Here is a 4,229-nt window from a genome sequence, read left to right as displayed (position 1 = left end):
CAGCAGTTCCTGGCGCAGGGTAGCGTCCGGGTCCAGAGCAGTGCGAACCGACACAAACAGTATGTCTTCCGGCCGCACCCGGTTACGCAGGCCGCACTGGAACAAGGAGGTCTTGCCGGTGCCCGATTCGCCGTAGACGACGGTGATGGCGCCGCTGTGGAGCCGGGCGAAGAGCTCGCCGACTTCGAACCCGCGCCCGAAGAACAGGGCGGCATCCTCAGGGCCGTAAGGGTCGAGGAACTTGAAGGGCGAGGGGCGGCCCCCCGGCACGGTCCTTACAAGTGTAGGTTTTTCATTCATGGCATTGAAACACATAGTGTTTCGCTACCTGCGGGCAGGACCGGCCAAGGTTCCGGGGCGCCCTGTCCCATCGGTAGGGGTTGATGCGCGAGCAAGGCCGCCATGATCAGATTCCATCCTCGGCGGAAGATGCCGATCAAGCGCCAGCCCTTTCCCTGGCGCCGGGCAGCGCCGGGCACGGGAGGCAACGTCTCGGCTGGCAGGGCTGCTTCGGCCTCGCCGCCGACCGACAACAGCCACCAGGTCGCCAAGGCAAGAGCCAACCACAGCCGCTCCGCCCGCGCCGGATCCTCCATGCGGGTATATTGCCATTGCCAGCCACCGCGCTTGATGCGCTTGAAGCCTTGCTCGATCCAGGCGCGCAATCCGTGACCCACAGGCATCCGCGGCGTGCGGCGCGAGGCTCGGTCAGCATCAGCCACGCCTCCGGGTGCCCCGCATCCCAGCAGCCCAACAGGGTGCACTCCAACCGCGTGTGCTTGCCCTGGAAGGCGGTGCCTTGGCCGGCCCAGCGCCAGCCCACCGCGGGAACCAGTTGCGTGAAGGGCACCCAGTGATACCAGCCCTGCGGGCGAAACGTGCCTTGGCTCTTGACCCGCAGCAGCGGATGCCAGCCCAGGGCGCGGATGGCCTGGAACAGCCACTTGGCATACAAGCCCCGATCGGCCAGCACGATCACCGTCCAGTCAGCCGGGACGACGGCGCGAAAGTGCTTGAGCAACGCCAGCCATTCCGGCTGCCAGGGATGTTTTTCCGTGGCCCGCAGGATTTTCCAAGCGACCGGCACGGCACAGCCGCGATAGACCACGCTGATGGCGAGCACGACAAAGCGCTGCCCCAACGTGGTGGCATCGATGGCAATCGCCAATTGCTGCCCGGACCAGCCTTCCAGAACCCAGGCCAGCCAGGGTGCCCAGCACTCGCTGACCTCGAGTTGGGCGCGGGCCAAGGTCCCACTTTGGCATCGGCCTCGCGATAGGTGTCGCGCAAGCGTTCGCGGACGGTGTTGAACTGCTGACCCAGCAGTGGAGCCAAGATCCCGGCGACGGCGGCGAGGGCGCAGGAACGTGCGACGATCATGCCGAAGCTCCACAAGGCCAAGCCAGTAGCCAGCGGCTTGCTCAGGCGCGGAAAGTGGCTGGAAACGATGCCAATCCATTGGTTAAGCTCGGGGTGGCGAGACATGGAACTCCTCGGGAAAGAAAGACAGTTGAGACACCGTCCACCTTGCCGAAGCTCCCTGTCTCGTCACGGATTTTCTCGCTCGCACCAGAAACCTACACTTGTAAGGTGCTACCCTGGTCAGCGTCAACTAGAATTTCCGGTGACGACAATTAAAATTGCCGCCCTTTATGCAGCCGGTTGGGGCTGCGGAATCTGATCACTCTCAGGGCTACCCGCCCGGCGCTGGGAAGCCGCCTCGGCGCGATAGCTCTCCACCTGCATGAGGTCAAGGATCACCGAGTGATGCACCACGCGGTCGATCGCGGCCATCGTGGTCATCGGGTCCTTGAAGATGCGACTCCATTCGGAGAACACCAAGTTGGTGGTGATGATCACGCTGGAGCGCTCGTAGCGCTCGGCCAGCAGGGTAAAGAGCACCTCCATCTCCTCACGGTCCTGCTGCACATAGCCGATGTCATCCAAGATCAGGCAGTCAAAGCGCATGAGCTTGTCCATCGCCTTGGGCAGCCGCAGGTCACGCTTGGCGGCCAGCAGCTCCTGTACGAGCTGATAGGCCGAGCAGAATAGCACCGCCCGGCCCTGCTCGATCAGCGCATGCCCCAAGGCGCAAGCAAGATGGGTCTTGCCGCAGCCGGGTCGGCCCACGGCCACGATATTGACCGCCTCATCGAGGAAGGTGCCGCTTTTGAGCCGATCGAGCTGTGTGCGGGTGGCCATATCGAAGCGTGAGAGATGGAGGCTTCTAAAGGTTTTCTCAGCCGGCAGATGCGAGAGCTTGCGCAGGCGCTCCGTGCGCCGCTGGGTACGGCCTTCCAGCTCAGCCAGCACGAGCTGATAGAGGAATGCCTCATGCGTGAGCTTGTCCTTGGCCGCCCGTAGCGCCCAGTCGGCAAAGACCTCGGCCATGGTAGGCAGGCGCAATTCGTGCAGCAGCTCGGCGAGGTCCGCATGCCGGTTAGCCATGGGCACTTCCTCCCATCAGTCGGTCATAGACCGTCAAGTCTATGACCGGGGCCGACAGTCCCGCATCCAGCGCCTGCACGGGGCGGGGCAATAGCGCGCGGCACGCCTCAAAGGTCGGCAGCGTGCCGGCCGCCAGGAGTTGTTCCAGGGCCGCGGCCACCTCAGCCTCTGAGGTGTGAGCCGCCAGATGCAGCAGATGCAGATATTCGCGCACAGCGCGGGCGGGCAGTTGCGCCTGCAAGGCATCGAATGCCTGGCGGAACACGAGCGTGGGGAACATCTCCTCACGGTACTTGTAAGCCATAAAGGCCCCGGGCTTGCGTAGCAGGGAGCCGATGAGATGGCGGTAGTCGATACGCTGGCGGTTGCGCCCGATGATCCGCGGCAGGCGCAGCACCAGGCTCGCCCCCTGATAGAGCTCGATGGTCTCGGCACGCAGGCGCGCCCGCAGGCGTGCGCCGATGAGCCGTGAGGGCACCGAGTAGACATTGTCCTGCACCCGGATCAGGCTGAAGCGGTTGACCTTGACCAGCAGCTCCTTGCAGGGCAGCAGGGGTGATGGCGGCAGCGGGCGCAAATGCTCGCGCTCGACGGCAAAGCGCTCACTGCGGGTGGCATTGCGCCGGCGCACCAGCTCGGTGAGGAATTGCTCGTAGGCACCGCGGTCGCGGAAGTCGCGATGGCCGCGCACCCGTAGCGCTTGATCGAGCGCGCGCTTGAACTGGTGGTGAGCGGACTCGACATCGCCGTTCTGATGCGAGACGCCTGGGTGGTTGGTGCTCCCGATCATGCCGTAATGCTCCAGCAGCGCTCGGTAGGCCACCGTGAAGTCGCGCCGCCCATCCCGGCCGAGCTCTCGGATCGCAGCCGAGAGGTTGTCGGTGCGATGGGTCGCCGGCACTCCGCCGAAGGCTGGGAGCGCCGCTTCCAGTCCTTCGGCCAGCGCCTCGAAGCTCTCAGAGAAGCACACGCTCACGGCCTCGACGTTGGAGTAGGTGAGCACGCTGTGGAACAGCAGGTGCGGAAACGGCGTACCGTCCAGCATCACCGCGAGGTCCGCCGCGTGGGTGAAGTCGGATTGGATCGCCTCGCCCGGGCTGTGCACCTGCTCGAACATCACTTCACGCTCGGGACCGTGCATGCAGCGCCAGGCAGCGATATGTCGCTGCAGGGTGCGCAACTGCCCTGGCACATAGCGCCCAGGATGCTGCTCCTGCAGCACCTCGAACAGAGTCTTGCCCTGCAGGGCCGGATCGCGCTCCAGCTCACCGACAACCCAGGGCCAATCGTGGATGAACGGGTCAGCCCGTGTTTGCCACGTATGCGGCTGCTTGACCTGGCTCGGCAGCTTGCCTGCCCGCTCATACTTGCGCAACGTGCGCACGCTCATCCCCGTGCGCGCCGCCGCGACCTCCTGATTTCTGCTCTTCGCACGTTCTCGACGCATCAGTCTCACCTCGCGGTCGTTCTTCATGGCCCCTCCTTGTCAAAGAGACCATGAAACCGCAACGACAACTATCGTTGCGAGCCATCGGCAAAACTAATTGTCGCCACCGGCAGTTTTAATTGTCGCTAGACAGGCCAGTTCTGTGCTGGGCAGGAACCAAGTCCAGGATCTCATAAAGATTCTGCACCGCATGGGTATAGTCCAGCACCTGATGGACTCTCTTAGGGTCCAGCTTCAGGCGCTGACACAGTCCCTGCACACCGTTCCAAATCCACGGCGCGCCATCGCCACAGAATACTACCCGTGTCACTTGCGACAAGTCCAAGGCACGCAG

General features: G+C 64.0%; 4 protein-coding genes and 1 pseudogene. All 5 read right to left on the bottom strand.

Annotation, left to right across the window (positions count from 1 at the left end; genetic code table 11):
• The coding region (locus WB402_RS03515; RefSeq protein WP_424205533.1) for an ATP-binding protein at window positions 1-300 on the bottom strand (300 nt) is incomplete at its 3' end.
• Between the two features lie 136 nt (window positions 301-436).
• Complete coding sequence (locus tag WB402_RS03510) at window positions 437-1,249, bottom strand: hypothetical protein (protein ID WP_424205532.1); 813 nt, start codon at window positions 1,247-1,249, stop codon at window positions 437-439.
• 401 nt (window positions 1,250-1,650) lie between these two features.
• The gene (gene istB, locus WB402_RS03505) at window positions 1,651-2,448 is read right to left on the bottom strand and encodes an IS21-like element helper ATPase IstB (RefSeq protein WP_424205531.1); all 798 of its coding nucleotides are present in this window, start codon (window positions 2,446-2,448) and stop codon (window positions 1,651-1,653) included.
• On the bottom strand, window positions 2,441-3,922 hold the full coding sequence (gene istA, locus WB402_RS03500) for an IS21 family transposase (protein ID WP_424205530.1): 1,482 nt from the start codon (window positions 3,920-3,922) through the stop codon (window positions 2,441-2,443). The genes istB and istA overlap by 8 nt, the downstream gene beginning before the upstream one ends.
• Window positions 3,923-4,010: 88 nt before the next feature.
• Window positions 4,011-4,229 (bottom strand): annotated as a pseudogene (locus WB402_RS03495) (hypothetical protein); the annotation flags it as partial.

The sequence above is a fragment of the Sulfuricaulis sp. genome (genome assembly GCF_049587675.1).
Taxonomy (GTDB): Bacteria; Pseudomonadota; Gammaproteobacteria; order Acidiferrobacterales; family Sulfurifustaceae; genus Sulfuricaulis.
The sequence above is the reverse complement of the archived record's forward strand: the minus strand, read 5'-3'. Positions and strand labels throughout refer to the sequence as shown.

Excerpts from the sequence above, each read along its gene's own strand:
- istA (WP_424205530.1), bottom strand. The coding sequence starts at position 3,922 with ATGAAGAACGACCGCGAGGTGAGACTGATGCGTCGAGAACGTGCGAAG.
- istB (WP_424205531.1), bottom strand. The coding sequence starts at position 2,448 with ATGGCTAACCGGCATGCGGACCTCGCCGAGCTGCTGCACGAATTGCGC.